General features: G+C 70.7%; 16 protein-coding genes and 1 pseudogene. 5 read left to right on the forward strand and 12 right to left on the reverse strand.

Going from position 1 to position 20,327, the window contains the following annotated elements; all coding sequences use genetic code 11:
- Positions 1–27: 27 nt before the first annotated feature.
- The 5 genes from rpoN to FHY02_RS12160 form a co-directional block, all read right to left on the reverse strand.
- The gene (rpoN, locus tag FHY02_RS12140; RefSeq protein ID WP_183922359.1) at positions 28–1,509 is read right to left on the reverse strand and encodes an RNA polymerase factor sigma-54; all 1,482 of its coding nucleotides are present in this window, start codon (positions 1,507–1,509) and stop codon (positions 28–30) included.
- Positions 1,510–1,537: 28 nt separating this feature from the next.
- A complete protein-coding gene (lptB, locus tag FHY02_RS12145; protein ID WP_183922949.1) occupies positions 1,538–2,332 on the reverse strand; it encodes an LPS export ABC transporter ATP-binding protein in 795 nt (264 codons plus the stop codon).
- A gap of 321 nt (positions 2,333–2,653) precedes the next feature.
- Positions 2,654–3,202 (reverse strand): LptA/OstA family protein, encoded by a 549-nt coding sequence (locus tag FHY02_RS12150; protein WP_183922361.1) that lies wholly within the window; start codon positions 3,200–3,202, stop codon positions 2,654–2,656.
- Positions 3,203–3,214: 12 nt separating this feature from the next.
- Positions 3,215–3,847, reverse strand: a complete 633-nt coding sequence (lptC, locus tag FHY02_RS12155; RefSeq protein ID WP_183922363.1) for an LPS export ABC transporter periplasmic protein LptC — start codon at positions 3,845–3,847, stop codon at positions 3,215–3,217.
- Positions 3,840–4,460, reverse strand: a complete 621-nt coding sequence (locus FHY02_RS12160) for a ribonuclease D (RefSeq protein WP_183922366.1) — start codon at positions 4,458–4,460, stop codon at positions 3,840–3,842. Before FHY02_RS12160 ends, lptC begins: the two co-directional genes overlap by 8 nt.
- Before the next feature lie 265 nt (positions 4,461–4,725).
- Between FHY02_RS12160 and FHY02_RS23325 the strand changes: the two genes are divergently transcribed.
- Together FHY02_RS23325 and FHY02_RS12170 are read left to right on the forward strand one after the other, a co-directional pair.
- Positions 4,726–5,547: a cold-shock protein gene (locus tag FHY02_RS23325; protein WP_183922368.1), complete on the forward strand. Its 822-nt coding sequence runs from the start codon at positions 4,726–4,728 to the stop codon at positions 5,545–5,547.
- Between the two features lie 141 nt (positions 5,548–5,688).
- Positions 5,689–6,516, forward strand: coding sequence for an endonuclease/exonuclease/phosphatase family protein (locus FHY02_RS12170; protein ID WP_183922370.1), 828 nt, complete (start codon positions 5,689–5,691; stop codon positions 6,514–6,516).
- 156 nt (positions 6,517–6,672) lie between these two features.
- On the opposite strand, the gene FHY02_RS12175 is transcribed toward FHY02_RS12170, so the two are convergent.
- The 5 genes and pseudogenes from FHY02_RS12175 to FHY02_RS12195 form a co-directional block, all read right to left on the reverse strand.
- The gene (locus FHY02_RS12175; RefSeq protein ID WP_183922372.1) at positions 6,673–7,755 is read right to left on the reverse strand and encodes an arabinan endo-1,5-alpha-L-arabinosidase; all 1,083 of its coding nucleotides are present in this window, start codon (positions 7,753–7,755) and stop codon (positions 6,673–6,675) included.
- Between the two features lie 64 nt (positions 7,756–7,819).
- A complete protein-coding gene (locus tag FHY02_RS12180) occupies positions 7,820–10,726 on the reverse strand; it encodes a TonB-dependent receptor (RefSeq protein ID WP_183922374.1) in 2,907 nt (968 codons plus the stop codon).
- A 494-nt stretch (positions 10,727–11,220) separates the two neighbouring features.
- A pseudogene (locus FHY02_RS12185) lies at positions 11,221–12,276 on the reverse strand (family 43 glycosylhydrolase); the annotation flags it as partial.
- An 11-nt stretch (positions 12,277–12,287) separates the two neighbouring features.
- Positions 12,288–13,850, reverse strand: coding sequence for an alpha-N-arabinofuranosidase (locus tag FHY02_RS12190; protein ID WP_183922378.1), 1,563 nt, complete (start codon positions 13,848–13,850; stop codon positions 12,288–12,290).
- A gap of 103 nt (positions 13,851–13,953) precedes the next feature.
- Positions 13,954–15,147, reverse strand: coding sequence for a carbohydrate porin (locus FHY02_RS12195; RefSeq protein WP_183922381.1), 1,194 nt, complete (start codon positions 15,145–15,147; stop codon positions 13,954–13,956).
- Positions 15,148–15,748: 601 nt separating this feature from the next.
- On the opposite strand from FHY02_RS12195, the gene FHY02_RS12200 reads away from it, so the two are divergent.
- From FHY02_RS12200 to FHY02_RS12210, 3 genes are read left to right on the forward strand one after another with little or no spacing between them, the layout of a single operon-like run.
- Entirely contained in the window at positions 15,749–16,363 is a 615-nt protein-coding gene (locus tag FHY02_RS12200) for an EF-hand domain-containing protein (RefSeq protein WP_260172872.1), read from the forward strand.
- A complete protein-coding gene (tgt, locus tag FHY02_RS12205; protein ID WP_183922383.1) occupies positions 16,360–17,508 on the forward strand; it encodes a tRNA guanosine(34) transglycosylase Tgt in 1,149 nt (382 codons plus the stop codon). Before FHY02_RS12200 ends, tgt begins: the two co-directional genes overlap by 4 nt.
- Positions 17,505–17,702 carry a hypothetical protein gene (locus FHY02_RS12210; protein WP_183922385.1) on the forward strand — a complete coding sequence of 66 codons (198 nt, stop codon included), beginning with the start codon at positions 17,505–17,507 and terminating at the stop codon, positions 17,700–17,702. Before tgt ends, FHY02_RS12210 begins: the two co-directional genes overlap by 4 nt.
- A 270-nt stretch (positions 17,703–17,972) precedes the next feature.
- Here FHY02_RS12210 and FHY02_RS12215 read toward each other — a convergent pair whose 3' ends face one another.
- Both FHY02_RS12215 and FHY02_RS12220 read right to left on the reverse strand, forming a co-directional pair.
- Positions 17,973–18,692: a GDSL-type esterase/lipase family protein gene (locus FHY02_RS12215; protein ID WP_311731825.1), complete on the reverse strand. Its 720-nt coding sequence runs from the start codon at positions 18,690–18,692 to the stop codon at positions 17,973–17,975.
- Positions 18,689–20,218 carry a carboxylesterase family protein gene (locus FHY02_RS12220; protein WP_183922387.1) on the reverse strand — a complete coding sequence of 510 codons (1,530 nt, stop codon included), beginning with the start codon at positions 20,216–20,218 and terminating at the stop codon, positions 18,689–18,691. The genes FHY02_RS12215 and FHY02_RS12220 overlap by 4 nt, the downstream gene beginning before the upstream one ends.
- Positions 20,219–20,327 lie beyond the last annotated feature (109 nt).

Raw genomic sequence — 20,327 nt, forward strand, 5'->3', positions numbered from 1 at the left:
CGAGGAGGTTCGCGTGCGCGGCATCGGTCAGGCGCGCTGCAACGTACGCGCGCGGCGGCGCTGCACCGAGCTGCCGATCCCCATCGCCTCGCGATATTTCGCCACCGTCCGCCGTGCGATCCCGAAGCCCTTGGCGTTGAGCAGTTCGACCAGCGTGTCGTCGGACAGGATCGTATCGCCCTCGCCCGCGATCAGCGCGCGGATGGCGCTCTTCACCGCCTCGGCCGAGACCGCGTCGCCGCCGTCCGCCGCGGCGATCGCCGAGGTGAAGAAATACTTCAGCTCGAACAGACCACGCGCGCAGCTGAGATATTTGTTGCTGGTGACTCGGCTGACGGTCGATTCGTGCAGCTCGATCGCGTCCGCCACTTGGCGCAGCGTCAGCGGGCGCAGGTGCGCGACGCCGTGGAGGAAGAAGGCCTCCTGCTGGCGCACGATCTCGGTGGCGACGCGAATGATGGTGCGCTGGCGCTGGTCGAGCGCCTTGACCAGCCAGTTGGCACTGGCGAGCTTCTCGGCGAGCCAGGTCTTGCCCGCACGATCCTGCGCGCCGCCCGCCAGCTCGCTGTAATAGCTCTTGTTGACCAGCACGCGCGGCAGCGTCGCGGCGTTGAGCTCGATCGCCCAGCCGCCGCGCGCGCGCGTCACGGTGAGGTCGGGGATCACCGGGGCGGGCGGGTCGCCGCCGTAGCGGAAGCCCGGCTTGGGATCATAGCCGCGCAGCTCGCGGATCATGTCCGCCATGTCCTCGTCGTCGGCGCGGCAGATCTTCTTGAGCCTGGCCAGATCGCCGCGCGCGAGCAGGTCGAGATGGTCGAGCAGCCGCGCCATCATCGGGTCGTAGCGATCGGCCTCGCGCGCCTGGATCGCGAGGCACTCGGCGAGGTCGCGCGCGCCGACGCCGGTCGGCTCGAAGCGCTGGATCCCGGCGAGCACCGCCTCGACCTGCGCCACAGCGACGCCGAGCCGCTGGGCGACGTCGTGCAGGTCGGCGCGGAGATAGCCGGCCTCGTCGATCTGGTCGATCAGCGCGCGCGCGACGAACAAGTCGGTCGCGTCGAAGGTCGCACCGGCTTGCGCCAGCAGCACGTCGGCGAGGCTCTCGCTGGTGTCGGCGAAGGAGTCGAAGTCGATCGCCTCGGCGCTGCCGCTGCCGCTGCCCGAACCGAGGTCGCCGATCCGCTCGGCCGCCGACTCGCTGGGGCCGTCGTCGAAGCGTTCGGCGGCGATGTCCACGTCGAGCGACTCGCCAGCGCCCTCGCCTGCCATCACCAGCTCGTCGGCGCCGGCGGGCTCGTCGCGCGGCGCCTCGGCGGCTTCCGGTGCGGCGACGGGCGCGTCCTCGGCTGGCGCGCTCGACTCGAGCAGCGGGTTGCGCTCGAGTTCCTCGGCGATCACGCCCTCGATCTCGAGGTTGCTCAGCGCCAGCAGCTTGATCGCCTGCTGGAGCTGCGGCGTCATCACCAGCGACTGCGACTGGCGCAGGTCGAGGCGGGGGGCGAGGCTCACGGGATCACGGGTCCGCGGCGCGCCGGCCTCACAGCGTGAAGCTCTCGCCCAGATAGAGGCGGCGGACGTTCTCGTCGCGCACCAGCTCCTCGGGGCTGCCGGTGAACAGCACCTTGCCGTCGTAGATGATGTAGCCGCGATCGACGATGTCGAGCGTCTCGCGCACGTTGTGGTCGGTGATCAGCACGCCGATGCCGCGCTCCTTGAGCTGGCACACCAGGTCGCGGATGTCGGCGATCGAGATCGGGTCGATGCCCGCGAACGGTTCGTCGAGCAGCATGATCGACGGGTCGGCCGCGAGTGCACGCGCGATCTCGGCGCGTCGGCGCTCGCCGCCCGACAGCGCCATCGCGGGCGCGTCGCGCAGCCGGGTGAGGCCGAAATCGGCGAGCAGCGTCTCCAGCTTTTCCGCGCGCGCAGCGGCGTCTGGCTCGGACAGTTCGAGCACCGTCAGGATGTTCTTCTCGATCGTCAGCCCGCGGAAGATCGAGGTCTCCTGCGGCAGATAGCCGAGGCCGAGGATGGCGCGGCGGTACATCGGCAGGCCGGTGATATCGTCGCCGTCGAGCATGATGCGGCCCGAATCGGGCTTCACCAGCCCCATCACCGAGTAGAAGCAGGTCGTCTTGCCAGCGCCGTTGGGGCCGAGCAGCCCGATCACCTCGCCGTGGCCGACCGAGACCGACACGTCGGTGAGCACCACGCGCTTGTCATAGCTCTTGGCGATCGAGACGACCTGGAGCCCGCTCTGCACCGGCGCCTCGTGGATCGGCGCGACCTGGTCGAGCGGTTCGCGGTCGAGCTGGGTGGTGACGCTGTCCATCGCCGTCAGGCCTCGCATAACAGGGTTACCGGTTCGCTAACGAAGCGCCGGTTGGCAGGGAACGTGCATGCCCGATCGACGCCGGCGTTTGAAGAGGGGACGTGACGAGCGGTGTGCGGTCAGGGGTGAAGGGGCGTGGGACCCAGTGCTTCGAGACGGGCTCTCGACTTCGCTCGATCCCTCCTCAGCACGAACGGTAGAGGAGGAGGCAAGAGCTGCATCATCGCTGACCAGCGGTTCTCACTACCACTCGCCCTGCGGAGAGGCGGAGCCCGTCGAAGCCTCGTCCCGAAGGGCCGCCCAAGGCGGTCGTCCCCGGCCTCAGTTCCGCTTGGGTACTGAGAAGGTCCCCGTCACGCGCCCGCTCGGCGCCTGCGTCACGTTGCCGCCGCCCGCGCCGCCGCCCGCCACCGCCGAGCCGTCGATCACCGCGCGCCCGGTGTCGAGATTGATCGTCAGCCGCCCGCCGCTGACGGTGTTGCCCGCTTGGGTGAGCCGCACCCCGCCCAGCATCGTGATGACGCGGCGGTTGAGGTCGTACACCGCGTAGGTGCTGCGCGCGGTCTGGTCGGGCCGGGTCACCGTCACCCCGCCCGCGGCGTCGAGCCGCGACACCTGCGGGTTCCCGTCCTCGACCTGGCCGGTATAAGCGACCGTCATGCGCGCGGCGTCGAGCGTCATCTCGGCCTGGCGTACCTTGACGTTGCCCGCCAGCACGGCGCGGTTGGCGCGGTCCTGCAGCTCGATATGGTCCGCGCCGAAGTCGATCGGCGCGGCGCTGTTGTGGCGCGTCTGCGCGGCCGCGCCGCCGGCGAGCAGCACGGCCAGCAGCGGGACTCGGCAGGCGACCGGGGCGAAGGAGCGCAACATCCAGCGCTCTTTCTATTTTCTCGGGTCGATCCGCAAGCGCGCATTGCCGTCGAGCGTGACGGTGCGCGCTTCCAGGTCGGCACGCATGCTGTCGCCGCTGAACGTGCCCTGGCGGACGGTGCCGGTGACCGCGGCGGTGGAGCGCAGCCGCCGCGTCTTGAGGTCGACCACCGCGTCGGTGGTGTCGAGCGCGTAGTTGTTGGGCCCGCGCACCTTGATCGGGCCGGCGACGTTCACCTGCTCGCTGTCCATGTCGTAGCGGCCGGTCGGCGCGGTCATCTCGGCCGGGCCGTCCGACAGCCGGATCGCGGCGGCGAGGTCGCGGATGTTGACGACCGGTTCGGCCGAGCTCTTCTGCAGCGCCGAACCCGCGGTGAGCGCGAAGGGCTGGCCCTTGGCGTCGGTGCCGCGATAGCGCGCGCGCTGGATCTTGAGCCGCTCGCGCGCGACCTCGACCTTGTTCTTGTCGAGCACGAAGGAGGCGTCGCCTCCCATCGTCAGCGGCGCCATTACCAGGAAGGCGAAGAGCACGCCGATCGAGAGCGGCAGCAGGCGGTTGGCGGTGGCGATCAGGCGATCGTGGCGCCCGCCGGGCTGCGCCCAGCGCTGGCGCTCCGAGCGCGTGCGGATCGCCACCTCAGACATGCGCGAAGATGTCCACCTCGGGCCAGCCGGCGAGGTCGAGCTCGGCGCGCGCGGGCAGGAAGTCGAAGCACGCCTGCGCCAGCGCGGTGCGCCCCTCGCGCGCCAGCCGCCGGTCGAGCTCGTCGCGCAGCCGGTGGAGGAAGCGCACGTCGGAGGCAGCATAGTCGCGCTGCGCCTCGCTCAGCTCGGGGCCACCCCAGTCGGACGACTGCTGCTGCTTCGAGATGTCCTGCCCGAGCAGCTCGCGCACCAGCTCCTTCAGCCCGTGACGATCGGTGTAGGTCCGCACCAGCCGCGACGCGGTCTTGGTGCAATAGACCGGCGCCGCCACGACGCCGAGATAGTGGCGGAGCGCGGCGATGTCGAAGCGCGCGAAATGATACAGCTTCACCCGCGCCGGGTCGGCGAGCACGGCGCGCAGCACCGGCGCGGCATAGTCGCTGCCCGGGTTGAAGCGGACGAGATGCTCGTCGCCGCTGCCGTCGGACAATTGCACCAGGCAGAGCCGGTCGCGCGGGGTGATCAGCCCCATCGTCTCGGTGTCGACCGCGATCGCGGCGCCCGGGGCGAACACGTCGCCGGGCAGATCTTCCTCGTGAAAATGAACAGCCATAAGCGCGGCTGTAGCGGGGCGGCGGCGCCGGCTCAACGCGTTCGTTCGGTTGCGTCTGCGACGGACGGTGTTCTCCGTGGGATAAGAAGCAAGTGATTGGCGCATCTGGGAAGAAAAGACTCGCACAACGATTCGACGGCGCTGCATTGTTCGGCTATGACGAGCGATGCGGCGCAATAGGATCTGCGCCCGGGGAACCGCGTTCGCCGTCCTGCGCGTGGTCTCGTTGAGAATGTTCGGGCGGACCGGGAAGACGAACAGGGTTATGGGTTACGACAAGGGCGGCCGCGGCAATCGCGGCGGACGTGGGCGCGACAAGCGCGACGGTTTCGGCGGCGGCGGTGACGACTTCGGCGGCGGCGGGTTCGGCGGCGGCGGGTTCGGATACGAGGATCGCGGCGGCTTCGGCGGCGGCGGCGGCAACCGCGGCTTCGGCGGCGGCGGCTTCGGCGGTGGCGGCGGCGGTGGTCGCGGCTTCGGCGGCGGCGGCGGCGGATTCGGCGGCGGCGGCGGTGGTGGCGGCTTCGGCGGCGGCCGCGGCATGCCCCCCCAGGTCGTCGGCGAGGGCACGGGCGTCGTCAAGTTCTTCAACGCGCAGAAGGGTTTCGGCTTCGTCGTGCGCGATGACGGCGGCGAGGACGTGTTCGTCCACATCTCCGCGGTCGAGCAGGCGGGACTCGCTGGCCTGGCCGAGGGTCAGCCGCTCGGCTTCACCCTCGTCGATCGCGGCGGCCGCATCTCGGCGACCGACCTTAAGATCGAGGGCGAGCCGATGCCGGTGACCGATCGCGCGCCCCCGCGCGAGGGCGGCTTCGGCGGCGCGCCAGGTGGTGCACGCGGCGGCGCCGGCGCACCCCAGCGCCAACTGACCGGCGAGAAGGCCACGGGTACGGTTAAGTTCTTCAACGCCATGAAGGGCTTCGGCTTCATCCAGCGCGACGACGGCCAGCCCGACGCCTTCGTCCACATCTCGGCCGTCGAGCGCGCCGGCATGCCGACGCTCAACGAGGGTGACCGGCTGCAGTTCGAGATCGAGGTCGATCGTCGCGGCAAGTACGCTGCGGTGAACCTGTCCTCGTCGAGCTGATCGGCTCCTCGAACGGCTGACAGAAGCGGCCCGCCCGGCCTCGTCGGGCGGGCCGTTCTCGTATCTACGTGAGGTCGAGCGGCCCTAAGCGCTTGCCCTCGCGGGCTCGCTCGCGCATCGCGGCGGCGAGGGAGCCCTGCCATGATCACACGCCTTCGCCCCGCCCGCGCCGCCGCGCTCGCGCTCGTCGCGCTGACCGGCGCCTGCGCGCCGTCGCTCCAGGTGATGACCTACAATGTCCGCTACGCCTCGGACGAGGGGCCGCAGCCGTGGCCGTCGCGCCGCGCTGCCGCGGTAGCGATGCTGCGCCGGGTCCATCCCGACGTGATCGGCACGCAGGAGCTGCTGCAGCGCCAGGGCGACGACATGGTCGCCGCGCTCCCCGAGTATCGCTGGTTCGGGCGCGACCGCATGGGCGGCCACACGAACGAGCATATGGGCATCCTCTACCGCACCGACCGGCTGACGCTGCTCCGCCAGGGCGACTTCTGGCTCTCCGACACGCCCGATGTGGTGGGCAGCCAGAGCTGGGGCACCGACCTGCCGCGCATGGCCAATTGGGGCGAGTTCGCGCTGAAGAGCGATCCCAAACGCCGCTTCCTGCTGGTCGACACCCATCTCGCGCACCGTGACCAGGACGACGGCGCGCGCGACCGCGCCGCCGCGCTGCTGCTCGAGCGCATCCCGACGATCGCACCCGGGCTGCCGGTGGTGCTGACCGGCGACTTCAACGCCACGCCCGACAGCGCCGCCTATCGCCGGCTCGCCGCGGCGATGACCGACGCCTGGGGCAAGCGCCCCGGCGGCCTGAGCTTCCACGATTTCACCGGCGTGGCGGACCGGCGGATCGACTATATCTTCCTCGACGGCGCGCGCGCGAGCGGGACCAAGGTGGTGACCGACCGACCTGGCGGGATCTATCCGTCCGACCATTTCCCGGTCACCGCCAAGGTCACGCTGCTGCGCTGATCGGCGGCGCGACGACCGGCGCGTGATCGATCTGGTGGGCGCCAGCAGGGTGCTCCTGCGCACGCAGGAGCCCAGAGCCACGAGCGTCACTTCTGCAGCCCTGAGCTCCGGCGTTCGCCGGAGCACGCGGACGGCTGGGATGACGCGGATCAGACGCTAGCGCGCCACCGGCCAGCCTTCCGCATCCCAGGCGAGCGGCTGGATCTGCAGCGTCGGCGTGCCGTTCCGCTGCGTGTCATAGGCGTGATACACGATGACGTCGCCTTCGCGACGCTGCAGGATCGCGGCGTGGCCGCGGCCGACGTAGCGGTCGCCCGTCCCCTGCCCCGAGGCCAGCACCGGCGTGCCCCCGCCCTGGAGCATCGCGGTGCCGGCGCGGTCGACATAGGGGCCGGTCGGCGTGGCGGACCGACCCACCATCGTGTTATAGCTGCTCGCCGCGCCGCGGCAGCAGAAGTCGAACGAGACGAACAGATAATAGAAGCCGCCGTGCCTGATGACGAAGGGCGCCTCGATCGCCCCGGGTGACGGCCGCGCAGCGAGGCTGCGCAGCGGATCGTCGCCTCGTCGCTTGCCGGTGGCGGGATCGAGCTCGATCAGCTTGATCCCGCTCCAGAAGCTGCCGAACACCAGCCATGATCGCCCGTCCGCGTCGGTGAAGGCGTTCGGATCGATCGCGTTGTAATCGTCCGTCACGTCCGATCGGACCACCGGCCCTCGGTCGACCCAGTGCGCGGCCGGTGCGGTCGGGTCGATCACCGAAGCGGTGGCCAGACCGATCGCCGAGCGATTGCTGCCGAAAGTGCTGATCGAATAATACAGCCGGTACTCGCTGCCGACCTTGGAGATGTCGGGCGCCCACATGCCGGTCGCGCCGGGTACGGCGCTCGCGGCCCATGCGGGCAGCGCGGCATAGGAGCCACCGCGCAAGGTCCAATGCTTAAGGTCGTCCGAGGTGCGCAGGCCGAGCAGCCCGGCCGCGTCCCCGCCATTGCCGGTGGTGAAAAGATAGAAGCGGCCCTCCTCGGCGAGGATCGCGGGATCGTGGACCGGACTGGTCGCGCCGGTCAGCGCGATCGAGCCGGTTGCGGGAGTCGGCGTCGGGCCCGGCAAAGGCGCCGGCGCCGCGGCCACTGGCGGAAGTGCCGCCGCGCCGCTGCCGCTCGTGCCGCCACACCCGGCCAGCAGCGCGGTCGCGCCGGCGAGCGCCGCCGCGGCGCGGTTCGTTCTGCTCGCCATCGTCTCTCTCCCGGCGTGAAGGGACGCGGGCGGGGCACGCCGCCCCCGCCCGCCAGCAGCACGCTCAGTCGAAGGTGTAGCGGACGCCGATCGCGAAGGTGCGCGGGATCAGCAGCGTGCCCAGATTGAACTGCTCCTGGTTGCCGGCCGAGTCGAAGCGGTAATATTCCTGCTGCTTCGCCTTGGTCAGGTTGGTGGCGTCGAAGGTCAGGCCGAGGTCGTCGGTGAGCTTGGCGGTGAGCTGGAAATCGAGGCTCTTGTCGGGCCGGCGCCACACGCCGATCGGGTTGGCGAACAGTGCCGCCTCGTTGCGCTGCAGGAACTCCTTGCGCCACACGTAGGAGAGACGAGCGCCGATCGGGCCGTGGTCATAGGCCAGGGTCGCGTTGTATGAGAGGTCAGAGACGCCGAAGAAGGACGAGCGCAGCTGCCCCACCACTGCGCCGGCCTCGTCGAACTCGGGCACGTTCTGCGACGAGTCGAGGATCGTCACGCTGCCCTGTGCGCCCAGGCCGTCGAGGAAGCTCGGCAGATAGTGCGGGAAGTAGACGAAGCCGAGCTCGGCGCCCTTGAGCACGCCGTCCGACGCATTCTCGGGCCGGTTGACGACGAAGCTGCTGGTGTTGAGCCCGGTGTTGAGCACCGTGACGCGCGAGCGCGCGCCGACCACCAGCCCGTCGATCTCGCGCCGGAACAGCGTGCCGTACAGCGCGCTGTCGCGGTCGAAATACCATTCCAGGCCGAGGTCGTAGTTGGTCGACTGCGTCGGGCGCAGGCTAATGTTGCCGCTGGTGCCCGTGCCATAGCCGACGCTGGTGAGGTCGCCGGTCAGATTGTAGTTGGGGTTGAGGTCGCCGAACGCCGGGCGGCGCAGCGTCTTGCCGTAGTTGAAGCGGGCGCGGAGCTTGTCAGTGATGTCGTAGCGGAGCGTCGCCGACGGCAGCAGCTTGCTGGTGGTCTGCGAGCCGCGCAGCTGCGCCCCGGCGCTGTAACGGTCGACGAAGGTGAAGTCGGTATCGACGTCGACGTAGCGGACGCCCGCCTCGAGGCTCAGCGGGCGGCCGAAGATCGAGAGCTCGGCGTCGGCCTGGATATAGGCCGACATCGTCTTCTCGCTGATGTCGAACACGCGCGTGAGCGAGAGCTGGTCCGCGGTGAGGATGTTGGGGAACTTGGTCTGGTACAGCCGCCGGATCTCGTCGGTGTTGTTGGCGAGATAATAGCCGTCGGCGTTGACCCAGGAGGTCGGCACGTCGGCCTCGCCGTCGAAGAACCCCTTGTTGACGTAGCGCAGGCTGTCCGAGAGCGTACCGAAGTTGACGCCGAGCCCGCCGTTCGCGTCGGCTGCCTGGGTGCGCACCTCGCTCGCCGCCTTGCGCGCGTCATAGCGCAGCCCGGCCTTGATCTTGCGGAAGAAGCCGGAATCCCATGACTGGTCGGCGTCGACCGTGGCGGTGAAGGCCGAGCCGGTGTCGCGGTTGGCGTTGTCGTAGAACTCGCCCGCGGTCCACTGGCCCGGGTCGAGCAGCAGCGCGTTGTCGCTGAAATTGTACGAGGGGATGCCGTCGCGCGCGTTGAAGTCGACGTCGATCCGGCTGGCGACGCGGTTGATCCGCATCGCGGTGAAGGTCGTGTCGTTGCGGCTGGTCTGATAGGCCGCGTCGGCGACGATCTTGCCGTTGCCGACGTCCCACTTGCCGTTGAGCGCGTAGACGAAGCTGTTGGTCGTGGCGCGCGTCAGGTCGCCGCTGTTGAAGCCGAATACGTCGCCGACGCTGCGCGTCTTGATGATGTTGGTCTCGGGGTAGAGCGAGATCGTCGAGCCGGGATTGGCGCCGAGGCTGCCCCACCAGTCGACGAACGAGAACATCAGGCTGTTGTAGGTGGTCTGGCGGAAGCCGCTCCAGAAGAACTCGGCGGTGTAGGTCGAGCTGGCATTGGGCGACCATTGCAGCGCGGCGTTGACCGCCGGGCGCTCGCGCTTGCCGTAGAGGTCGCCGCTGAACACCGCGTCGCGCGACAGATAGTAGGGCGTGTCGACGCCGTTGACGAGCATGGTCGAGCCCGGCGCATAGGGCAGGCCCTCGCGCGTACCGGGGGACCAGGCGCCGAGGCCGGGTGCGGCGGGGGCGAAGCCGGTGGCGCTGTTCGCATCGGGCGCGAGCGGAAAGATGCGCTGGAGCGGGGTCAGCCCCGATCCGGCGGGCGGGTTCTCGGTGGCGAACGGCACCTGCGCACCCGAGGCCACCGACATGGTGCGGAACTTGGTGCGCGAATAGCTCGCGTTGACGAGCACGCCGACGTCGCCGATGCCGGTCTCCCAGCGGTCGCTGATCAGCGCCGAGACGTTCGGATTGAACGTGTCGGCCTGCTCATTGTAGATTCCGCGTGCCACCGCCGAGATGGCGAAACCGTCGAAGTCGAACGGGCGCCGCGTGAACACGTCGATCTGCCCGGCGAGACCGGTCTCGATCTGGTCGGCGGCGCGCGTCTTGTAGACGTCGACCCGCTTGACGAGGTTGGCGGGGATGTCCTGCAGCGCGAACGACTGGCCCGTCGTGGTGAAGATGATGCGGCCGTTGAGCGTGGTGAGCGGGTCGGTGAGGCCGCGGATCGACAGCGCGCCCGCCTCGGCGTTGCCGCGATCGGTGACCTGCACGCCGGTGACGCGCTGGAGCGCCTCGACGACGTTATTGTCGGGCAATTTGCCGACGTCCTCGGCCACGATCGAGTCGACGATCTGGACCGAGTCGCGCTTGACGTTGAGCGCACCGATGATCGAGGCGCGCACCCCGGTGACGACGATGTCGTCGGCGCCGGCCGCGTCTTCCGACGGCGATCCCCCGGGCGCGGGCTGAGCTTGCTGCGCGGCAGTGCCGGGGGCCAGCGGCGCCTCCTGCGCCGACGCGGCACTCGCGAGCAGCAGCGAACCCGCCGAGACCGAAACCAAGAAAGCGGCCTTTATCGCCATCATCCCCTCCCTCACGCTGACATCGGGCGCATACTGCACCTTCTAATACTCCGACATATGCCTGTTCGTAGAAGGTGACAAGGGTGATTATCGTTGGTGTCAGTAGAAATGACGGACGCGTAAGCGATCTGTTTCGCCCGCTTCGCCGCTTGCGGCGAACGGCGTCCGCTCGAACCGCATGAGGTACATTAGTCGGACAGGTTGTTGATTCTTGCAGCCGGCGCCTGCGGTACATCAACCAGCCATCCAGAAAGCGGTCCTGACGGGCCGCCACCACGCGTATGCCGCCGGGCATGCCCGTCGCGGTCCAGATCTGCTTGGGATGGAAGGTGCGCCGGCGCCGCGAGCGATCGCGGCAACGCGTCCCTCAGGCGCCGGGCCGACAGCTTGGATCGAAGGCTCACGGCGCTCACGCGCGAGGAGCGCCGACGCTGGGGCCGCGGTGAAGCAGCGAGCGGCGGCGCGCACCAGCGCCGCCGCCCCGGTCAGCCGCGCGGCAGCGGCCCGTTCGCGACCGGCGGGTCGAAGACCGGCGTGCCGTCCGCGCTGTAGCGGATCGGCTGGACGCGCGTGTGACGGTTGGGGTCGAACAAGGGATCGCCCTTGATCGCCTCATAGTCGCGCGCGTGGAACACCAGCATGTCGCGGCCGCGCTCGTCCACGGTGAAGCTGTTGTGGCCAGGGCCGAAGATGCGGTGCGCGCGCGAGGTCTTGAGCACCGGCGCGGGCGACTTGGCCCAGCTGCGCGGGTCCATGATATCGGCGTCGTCGCGCGCGGTGAGCATCCCCATGCAGTAGCGGGCATCGGTCGCGCTCGCCGAATAGGTCAGGAACAGGCGGCCGTTGCGCGCCAGCAGCGCGGGCGCCTCGTTGACCTTGAAGCCCCGGACCTCCCAGTCAAGCTCGGGCACCGACAGCCGCGCCGGCCTGGCCGCGAGCGTCAGCGGCGTCTTCAGCGGTGCCAGATACAGGTTCGAGTTGGTCTCGATCCCGGGCTCGCGCTGCGCCCAGGCGAGATAGCGCGTGTCGCGATGGAGGAAGCTGGTCGAATCGAGGTTGAAACTGTCCCACGGCGTCTCGAGCTGGCCCAGCACGGTCCATCCGCCCGTCATCGGGTCGGCGCCGTCGCACACCACCGCATAGGTGCGGATGCGGAACACGTCCTCGCCGCCGCCGCTCGGGCCGGCGGCGAAATACATGATCCACTTGCCGTCGATCAGATGAAGCTCGGGGGCCCACAGGAAGCCCGACATCGGCCCGCTCTTCTCGTGCCGCCACAGCACGCGCTCGGCGGCAGTCGAGAGGCCGGCGAGCGTGCGCGCGCGGCGCAGCACCAGCCGGTCGTATTCGGGCACCGAGCCGGTCATGTAAAACCAGCCGTCGGAGTGGCGGAACACCTGCGCGTCGGCGCGTTGGCGCACCAGCGGGTTGACGATCGTGCCCGCCCGCGCCCCCTCTCCCACCGGGCCGCGCCGGCGCTGCGCCAGCGCGGGCAGCGCCGCCAGGCTGGCGCCGCCCGCGAGAACAAGGCGGCGCGAGAGCAGCGTCATGTCGTCCGCGCTCACTGCAACGTCAGCATGACGACCGACTTGGCCGGCAACGTCACGTTGAGCTGCCCGCCCGCCACCTGCGCGCCGGTGAAGGCGGCGGGGACGACCGCGTTGGGCTGGTCGAAGGTGTTGATCGCGGTCATCGCCGGCGCGGTCAGGATCTGGCCGGTCGCGCCGCTGGCGTTGAGCCCGGCGAGCGCCGCCTGCACGGTGATCGAGCGGTTCGGGTCGGCGTTGGCGAGCGCGACGTGCACCACGCCGGCCTTGTCGCGCACCGCCGAGGCGCTGACCGCGGGCATCACCCACTGGTCCTTGTTGTACCACGGCGACTTCAGCTCGATCGGTAGCACCGTGCCGTCCATGTACGGCTTGTACATGTGGAAGACGTGGTAGGTCGGCGTCAGCACCATCTTGCTGCCGTCGGTGAGGATCATCGCCTGCAGCACGTTCACCATCTGCGCGATCGCACTCATCTTCACGCGATCGGCGTGCTTGGCGAAGATGTTGAGGTGGATCGCCGCGACCAACGCGTCGCGCAGGCTGTTCTGCTGGCGCAGGAAGCCCGGGTGCGTGCCGGGATCCTGCGCGTACCAGGTGCCCCACTCGTCGACCGCGAGGAAGATCTTCTTCTCGGGATCGTATTTGTCCATCGCAGCGGAATGGCCGGTGATCAGCGTGTCCATCTTCCACGCGCCGGCGAGCGTCTCGGCCCAGCCCGCCTCGTCGAACTGGCTCGCCGAGGCGCGCGGCGGCCAGCCGCCCGGCACGGTGTAGTAATGCAGCGAGAGGCCGTCGACCTGGCCGCGCGCCTCGCGCATCATCACCTCGGTCCAGTTGTAGTCGTCGTTGTTGGCGCCCGAGGCGATCTTGAGGATCTTGGTGTTGGCGGGTGCCTTGACGAAGGTGGCGTAGCGGCGCGTCACGTCGGCGGCATATTCCGGGCGCATGTTGCCGCCGCAGCCCCACAGCTCATTGCCGATGCCGAAATAGGGCAGCTTCCACGGCGCCTTGTGGCCGTTCTCGGCGCGCTCGTCGGCGAGCGTGCCGGCAGGCGAGGTGATATATTCGACCCACTCCGCCATCTCCTGCGGCGTGCCGTTGCCGACGTTGCCCGAGATATAGGGCTCGGCGCCGACCTGCTCGACCAGCTCCATGAACTCGTGCGTGCCGACGCTGTTGGGCTCGGTCACGCCGCCCCAGTGGGTGTTGATCTTGACCGGGCGCTTGTTCTTCGGCCCGACCCCCTCGCGCCAGTGATATTCGTCGGCGAAACAGCCGCCCGGCCAGCGGATCACCGGCACGCCCAGCTCCTTCAGCGCCCCGACCACGTCGTTGCGGAAGCCGCGCGTGTTGGGGATCTTGCGGTCGTTGCCGACGAACAGGCCGCCGTAGATGCCGTCGCCGAGATGCTCGGCGAACTGGGTGAAGATGCGCTTGTCGTAGGTCGGCCCCTGCCGGTCGCCGTGGACCGTCGCGGTCGCGGTCGGCGTGGCGGGTTCCTGCGCGATGCCCGGCACCGGCGCGAGCGCCGCCAGCATCAGCGCGCCGGTGAGCGCGAACAGACGTCCCTTCATCCCATCCTCCCGTTGGTCGGCGGCGCGTTCCCCGACGCGGCTCACCCAGATCACGATTACTCAGACATTATGGGCGTGCTCGTCCGAACGCAAACACTTTGCGTCAACGCCCGACCTTGACCCGGAGCGCGAACACCAGCGCGTCGGGGATGTCGCGACGGCCGCTCGGGTCGATTACATATTGCGCGTCGGGCTCGAGGCTGAGCCAGCGCGCCGCGACCCAGCGATAGGCGGCCTCCACGATCAGCTCGCGCGCGCCGGTGTCGACCAGCGCGCGGTGGCGGTCGCCGAACCAGGCGCAGGCGAACGACAGGCCCAGCTGGTCGTCGTCGCGCCCGCGCCACGTGCCCGAGCGCACGAGCCCGCCGCCGAGATAGTGCGTGATGGCATTATAACGCGCATCGGCGACGCCGTAGCGCAGCCAGCCGCTCACCCCCGCGCCGCCGCGCGTGTCGCCGAGGAGCTGGCGCTCGGCCAGCACATAGCCACCGGCATTGCCGCGACCGCGTGCCGCGGGGTCACCGACCGGCGCGAACGGGGCGGTGTAGCGCCAGCTGCCGATCGCCAACTTGGTCGCGCGGTCAAGCCAGCCTAGCTCGGCGACGAGCAGCGCGCCGTCGGCGCGGCGCAGCCGGATCGCGGTCGCCGCCGGGCGATCGGGGTCGCCCGGCACGCCGTCGAGCACCGCGGCGTGGAGCAGCCAGTGGGTACCGAAGCCGACCTCGCCGCGCAGCGCGAGCGAGGTCACCGGAAAGATCGACGGCCCGCGTCGTCCCGACTGCGCCAGCTCGGGGCCGATGCCGTGCGACGACAAACGGAACAGCCCGCCGCTCACGGTCGTGTCGAACTCGGCGTTGAGGTTGTACAGCCCCGCCTTGACCGAGGCGCGGCGCCCGATGTCCTGCTCGACCCATGCCTCGAACAGGCGGGTGGCGGGCACCGCGGTCTCGATGTTCGACACGCCCTGCGCGTCGCCGCTGAGCGCGGAGAGGCTCGTCCCGTTGTCACGAATGACGTAGCCGAAAGCGCGCGCGCCGTGCCAGCCGACCAGGCGCTCCAGGTCGACCGCAGCCTGGAGGTCGAGGTTGTCGAGATAGCGCGCGCCGCGCGCGCGCCCGCCGGCGATATCGGCGGCAAGGTCGGCGGTGTAGACCGCGGAAACCGTCAGCGTGCCGTCGCGCCGCTCGTTGGCCGAGCGCGGATAGCCGGTCGGGCGCTCGTCCTGTGCCCGCGCGGGCGCGGCGATCAGCGTCAGGCACGCGAGCACCAGCCCGATGCGCGTCGATTGGACCCCCATGCCGCACTCCGTCCCTCCGTGCCGCGCGGCGCTTAGCCGAGCGCGCGCGGGGCGAACAGGGGCCGGTCGACGCGCGCCGTGCGCCCCGGGGACCGGGCCTGGATGGTACGTCCGCGGTGAGGCCCGCGGGTGCCTCCGCTAAGTCCCGGCATTGGCCGGGGACGAGCACGCTGTTCTGCCGCGGGCCCGGTGATGGTCGCGGTGGTGTGAGGAGCGTGAGCGGCTGGCCACTGGCGCGCCTCCTCAGATCCTCCCCGTGCCGGGGAGGATCTGCGGTCGGCAACGGTCAGACCTCAACGCCGCTGTCCTACACCGCCCGGAACTGCCACACGCCGTCCCGCTCTGTCTCATCGTCGCCGGCCAGCATCTCGTCAGCGACGCCCGTAAACCGAGACCGCCCACCCGCCGCCGCGCGACTCAACGTTCGCGCGAACCGCGCCAGTGACTCAACATTCGCAACATTCGCGCCCGCCGCGGCTCCGAGCTGAACGACGAAAGCCCGCCGCCGCCGCCACTTGGCCGAGGGTGCGCGCTCGTGGCCGACCCGCACGCGACACCCCGCCCCTTGGCCCGCGCCGCTGCTTCTGCCACGGACGTCGGCATGTTCGCGTTCGCCCTGCTCCTCGCCGCCGCGCCCGCGCCGCTCCCGCAGCAGGAGGGCGAGACCGTCACCGTCCGCGCGCCGCTGCCCGCCGCGCCGCAGACCCCCGCCACGCTCGTCGCCGAGCCCGTGGCGATGATGATCGCCACCTTCGATACGAACGGCGACGCGATGGTGGACCGCGCCGAGCTGGAGGAGGGCGTGCGGCGCTCGTTCGAGGCGATCGACACCGCCAAGACGGGCAAGCTGCGCTACCTCGCCTTCTCCGACTGGGCCAAGCGCTTCATCGGCGACCAGCACGCGCTGCCCAGCCCCTATGAGGTGGATCGCAACGACGACGACGCGGTGACGCTCGACGAGCTGGAGGATCATTTCTCGCGGCTGTTCGCGCGCTACGACCGCGACGGTGACCATCTCGTCAGCCGCGCCGAGCTGCTGACCTATCGCACCATGCCGGTCGACGCGCAGGGCCCGACCGCGGGGCGCCGGCCGCCGAAGAAGGAGGACGCCAAGAAGGCGGAGCGCAGCGACGGTCGCGGGCAGGACAGGAAGCGTGGCGGGCGTGACGCGCCGCCGCCCGATGCCGACGCGCCCGAGCCGGAGCGCGCGCGATGAGCTCCGCGCCACGCTTCGCCTTCCAGGTCCACGCCGCCGATAACGCCGCGCGCACCGGCACGATCCGGATGGAGCGGGGCGACATCCGCACGCCCGCGTTCATGCCGGTCGGCACCGCCGCGACGGTGAAGGCGATGAAGCCCGCCGACGTCGAGCGCGCCGGCGCCGACATCATCCTCGGCAACACCTACCACCTGATGCTCCGCCCCGGCGCGGAACGGGTGGCGCGGCTCGGCGGGCTCCACGCCTTCATGGGCTGGGAGCGACCGATCCTGACCGACTCGGGCGGCTATCAGGTGATGAGCCTCAGCGAGCTGACCAAGCGCTCGGAGGAGGGCGTCGCCTTCGCCTCGCACCTCGATGGCACGCGCCACCTGATCACGCCCGAGCGCTCGATCGAGATCCAGCGGCTGCTCGGCTCGAACATCGTGATGGCGTTCGACGAGCTGGTTCCCACCACCTCGACGCGCGAGGTCCAGGCCGCGGCGATGGAGCGATCGATGCGCTGGGCGAGGCGGAGCCGCGACGCCTTCGACGGCGGCGGCGCGCATGCCGAGCACAATGCGATCTTCGGCATCCAGCAGGGCGCGCTCGACGAGGGGCTGCGCCGCGCCTCGGCCGACGCGCTGGTCGACATCGGCTTCGACGGCTACGCCATCGGCGGCCTCGCGGTCGGCGAGGGGCAGGAAGCGATGTTCGGCTGCCTCGACTATGCGCCGGCGCAACTCCCCGTCGACAAGCCCCGCTACCTGATGGGGGTGGGTAAGCCCGATGACATCGTCGGCGCGGTCGAGCGCGGGGTCGACATGTTCGACTGCGTGATGCCGACGCGCTCGGGGCGCACCGGCCAGGCGTTCACGCGCGACGGCCCGATCAACATCCGCAACGCGCGCTTCAACGAGGACCAGGCGCCGCTCGATCCCGACTGCGGCTGCGCGGTGTGCGCCACCTGGACGCGCGCCTACCTCCACCATCTGGTGCGCAGCGGCGAGATTCTCGGCGCGATGCTGATGACCGAGCACAACATCGCCTTCTACGAGGCGTTGATGGCGGACCTGCGCGCGGCGATCGCGCAGGGCGTGCTGGCGACGTTCGCCAACGCGTTCCGCGCGCGTTATGGCGCGGGCAAAGGAGAGACCCGATGAGCGACCAACCCAACGAGATCCTCGCCGAAGTGGCCGCCGCCAAGGCGCACGAGGAAGCCGGCGCGGGCAAGGCGGCGCAACAGCGCCGCGATCGCCGCTGGCAGGGCGGCAAGACGTGGCTGGCAGCGGGGATCGGCTCGGCCGCGGTGGCGGCGGCGGTGCTGTTCGCCAACTCGCGCCGCGACGAGAAATAGGGACCAGCCCGAGCGGCGAGCGCTGGCCGAGCGCTCCCGCTGGCTCACCCCAGGCGGTGCGTGACCGCGCCCCACCTCTCACCGTCATGCCGGACTTGATCCGGCATCCAGCGCACCGCGCACACCGACCGGGGGTACTCCTGCGGGAACGTGGATCCCGGCTCGAAGCCGGGATGACGGGTAGAACGCCGCTCAGACGCGAACCGCCCGGCTGACAACGGCGAGGGAACGGGGGCGGGCAGCGCGAGCGTCACAAGGATGGCGACACCGCTACAGCTTCATCCCGCGCAGCACCGGCTCGATCACCGTCGCCATCGCGTCATAGCCCTGCTCGGTCGGGTGCACGCCATCATAGGCAAGCCCCGGCCGCATCCCGCCCGCCGCCTCCGCCAGTACGGGGGTGTAGTCGACGAAGCGCGCGCCCAGCCGCGGCGCGGCCTCGCGCGCCCAGGCGTTGAAGGCCCGGATCGGCGCCACCGTCTCCAGCCCGGGACGCCACGGGAAGTTGGCGGCGGGCGGGATCGAGCCGAGCAGCACCGCGATCCGATTGGCGCGCGCGAGCTGGATCATCGCGGTGACGTTGTCGCGCGTCTGCTGCGGCGTCATCGGCCCGGTGTTGCCCGCGATGTCGTTGGTGCCCGCCATCAGGTGGAGCGCGCGCGGGCGCAGCGCGACCACGTCGGCCATGACGCGCAGCACCATCTGCGGCGTGGTCTGCCCGCCGATGCCGCGGTTCACGCGCCCCGGCGTGAAGAAGCCCGGACGCTTGCTGCCCCAGCCCTCGGTGATCGAGTCGCCGAGGAAGACGATGCCGATCTTCGCGCCCGCCGCGATCAGCCGGCGATTGTCCGCGGCGTAGCGGCCGAGCCACGGCCAGTCCTCGTGGAGCCGGCGCTCGGCGGCCTCGTCCGCCGCATTGCCGGGGGTGGCGAGCGCCCCGGCGGCGATCCCGCCGGCCACTCCGAGCAATGCGGCGCGTCGATCGATCACAGCGAGTCTCCCAAGCGACACACGTCCTCGGCGGGTGGGACAGCCGCGCGCGCGCCGGCGGCGTCGAGCGCCAGATAGGTCTGTGCCGCATCTGCCGCCGGCCAGCTCGGCAGGCCGGTGCCATTGGGGTCACCGGTCTTCACGAAATTGGCCCAATAGTCGATCAGGTGGAGCTGGCCCAGCGGCTGGTCGGCGTAGATGAAGGGGATCTCGAGCGCGTGCCGCGTCGGCGCGCCGGTGGCGCTGCCGTCGAACAGGTAGCGCCAGACCTTGCCGCCGCGCCCCCGCATCGTCGCGGCGAAGCGCTGCGCCGGGCAGCGGAAGGTCGCGTCGGTGGCGATACGCTGGTCGCGCGTGCCGTCGCGGTCGGCGGGGTCGGCGCGCGGCTCGGGATGGTCGAGCCGGTAGAAGCGCCGCGCCCCCGCCTCCTGGCCGGGATAGCTCAGCGCGACGAAGGCGTCGCGGCGCGTGTGCCCGCCGGGCAGGTCGAGCTCGATCCGGTTGGTGCCGATCAGCACGTCGACTCCCGGCGCCGCGGCGAGCAGCCGGTCGGGCCCCTCCGGGAAGACGATGCCGTCGACGGTGGTACGCAGCCAGCGGTAGCTGTCGTCGGTGAGCAACTGATCGTGCGTCGTCTCGCCCGCGACGAGCAGCGGCCAGGCCGCCACCGAGCGCATCGCGGCAGCGTCGCCGCGCGCGCCGAGCGCGTCGTCGACCTGGTCGCCGAGCCGCAGCGCCTCCTCGCGCGAGCGCCACGGCAGGCCGAAGCCGGGCGTGCCGCTCTCCATGATGGCGCGACGGAACAGCCCCCGCGCGGCGGGTGCGGCGACGAGCAGCCCGACGTCCTGCGCGCCCGCGCTCTCGCCCGCGATCGTCACGCGATCGGGATCGCCGCCGAAACGCGCGATATTCTCGCGGACCCAGCGCAAAGCGGCGATCTGGTCCTGCGTCGCGAGGCTACCGCCGCCGGCGGTACGGTGGTGGAGGAAGCCGAGCGCGCCGAGCCGGTAGCGCACGCCGACCATGACGATACCGCGCGCGACGATCGGCGACTCGGCCATGTCGCCGGGCGAGCCGGCGTAATTGGCACCGCCGTGGATCCAGACGAGGACGGGTCGGCGCCCGGTGAGCGCCTCGGTGCCGACGTCGAGCGTCAGGCAGTCCTCCGATTGGTGGAGGTAATCGGCGCGGTTCCAGGTGTAGTCCTGCTGGGTGCAGGCCGGCGCGGCGGCGGCGGCGTCGCGGACGCCCGGCCAGCGCGCGGGTGGCGCCGGCGGGGCGAAGCGGCGCGGGCCGAGCGGCGGCGCGGCATAGGGGAGGCCGCGGAAGACGAGGTGCCCGCCCGCGCTGGTGCCGCGGACGCTGCCGAGGCTGGTGCGCGCGACCGGGGCGGCGGCGACGTGCTCCTGCGGAGGCTGGAGCCCAGGATCGCGCCCGCCGGCATTCGCAGCTATGGGTTCCTGCGTGCGCAGGAACACGGCGCCTGTAGCGGACGGCAACGCGCCACCCGCGCCCAACTCCGTCATCCCGGACTTGGTCCGAAAGCCACCGTTCCGCACATCCATCGCGCGGTAGGAGTGCGGCGACGTGGATGCCGGAGCAAGTCCGGGATGACGGTCGGACGAGGAGGCCCGT

This window comes from Sphingomonas sp. BK069, assembly GCF_014193405.1.
GTDB lineage: Bacteria > Pseudomonadota > Alphaproteobacteria > Sphingomonadales > Sphingomonadaceae > Sphingomonas.

What these genes read in the sequence shown, in the direction of transcription:
- FHY02_RS12160 (WP_183922366.1), bottom strand. Translation starts at nt 4,460, where the DNA reads ATGGCTGTTCATTTTCACGAGGAAGATCTGCCCGGCGACGTGTTCGCC.
- tgt (WP_183922383.1), top strand. Translation starts at nt 16,360, where the DNA reads ATGAGCTCCGCGCCACGCTTCGCCTTCCAGGTCCACGCCGCCGATAAC.
- FHY02_RS23325 (WP_183922368.1), top strand. Translation starts at nt 4,726, where the DNA reads ATGGGTTACGACAAGGGCGGCCGCGGCAATCGCGGCGGACGTGGGCGC.
- FHY02_RS12150 (WP_183922361.1), bottom strand. Translation starts at nt 3,202, where the DNA reads ATGTTGCGCTCCTTCGCCCCGGTCGCCTGCCGAGTCCCGCTGCTGGCC.
- FHY02_RS12195 (WP_183922381.1), bottom strand. Translation starts at nt 15,147, where the DNA reads ATGGGGGTCCAATCGACGCGCATCGGGCTGGTGCTCGCGTGCCTGACG.
- FHY02_RS12220 (WP_183922387.1), bottom strand. Translation starts at nt 20,218, where the DNA reads ATGACGGAGTTGGGCGCGGGTGGCGCGTTGCCGTCCGCTACAGGCGCC.
- FHY02_RS12180 (WP_183922374.1), bottom strand. Translation starts at nt 10,726, where the DNA reads ATGGCGATAAAGGCCGCTTTCTTGGTTTCGGTCTCGGCGGGTTCGCTG.
- lptC (WP_183922363.1), bottom strand. Translation starts at nt 3,847, where the DNA reads ATGTCTGAGGTGGCGATCCGCACGCGCTCGGAGCGCCAGCGCTGGGCG.
- FHY02_RS12200 (WP_260172872.1), top strand. Translation starts at nt 15,749, where the DNA reads ATGTTCGCGTTCGCCCTGCTCCTCGCCGCCGCGCCCGCGCCGCTCCCG.
- FHY02_RS12190 (WP_183922378.1), bottom strand. Translation starts at nt 13,850, where the DNA reads ATGAAGGGACGTCTGTTCGCGCTCACCGGCGCGCTGATGCTGGCGGCG.
- FHY02_RS12175 (WP_183922372.1), bottom strand. Translation starts at nt 7,755, where the DNA reads ATGGCGAGCAGAACGAACCGCGCCGCGGCGGCGCTCGCCGGCGCGACC.
- FHY02_RS12170 (WP_183922370.1), top strand. Translation starts at nt 5,689, where the DNA reads ATGATCACACGCCTTCGCCCCGCCCGCGCCGCCGCGCTCGCGCTCGTC.
- FHY02_RS12210 (WP_183922385.1), top strand. Translation starts at nt 17,505, where the DNA reads ATGAGCGACCAACCCAACGAGATCCTCGCCGAAGTGGCCGCCGCCAAG.
- lptB (WP_183922949.1), bottom strand. Translation starts at nt 2,332, where the DNA reads ATGGACAGCGTCACCACCCAGCTCGACCGCGAACCGCTCGACCAGGTC.